The 581-nt window shown below is 49.9% G+C and carries 1 protein-coding gene; it reads right to left on the bottom strand.

The annotated features are described in order from the left end of the window. On the bottom strand, positions 1–581 hold a 581-nt coding region (locus R7Z50_RS29415; RefSeq protein ID WP_318150003.1), incomplete at both ends, for a PAS domain S-box protein.

The raw sequence follows: 581 nt of genomic DNA, 5'->3' as shown, positions 1-581 counted from the left end.
GGTGCCCAGAACGGAGAATGTTGGGGTTCTTCCCAATCACTTCTTCGGCGCTGAATCCGGTGATCTGCGAGAACGCGTTGTTGACATCAATGATATTGGCATTGCTGTCGGTAATGACCATACCTTCTTGCGAGTTGTTGAAGATTTTCGACGCCAACGACAATTGCGTTTCCACCATCTTGCGACGGGTGATGTTGCGCGTCATGCCCAAAATGCCGATCAGGTCGCCGGCCTGATTTCGTACCGGTGATTTGATGGTTTCCAGCCAAGTCGGGTTGTTGTTTTCATCAATTTGGCGACACTCTTCAACGATGTTCTGTGTGCCAGTAGCGACCACTAATCGGTCGGCATCAATGAATTTTTCCGCGCGTTCGGCGCTGAAAAGGTCAAAGTCGTTCTTCCCGACAATGTCATCGTTAGACTTTTTCCACGCCTGTTCCACGCTGCGGTTAGTCATGGCGTACAGACCATCGGTGGTTTTGATCCAGATGTGGTCATCCAGACAATCGATGAATTCTTGCAGCGTTGGTAGTGGCTTGTTGGCGTGTGAGTGATGACGTTTGAGCTCTTGATGATAATGC

This window comes from Vibrio sp. 1249-1, from assembly GCF_033340495.1.
The sequence above is the reverse complement of the archived record's forward strand: the minus strand, read 5'-3'. Positions and strand labels throughout refer to the sequence as shown.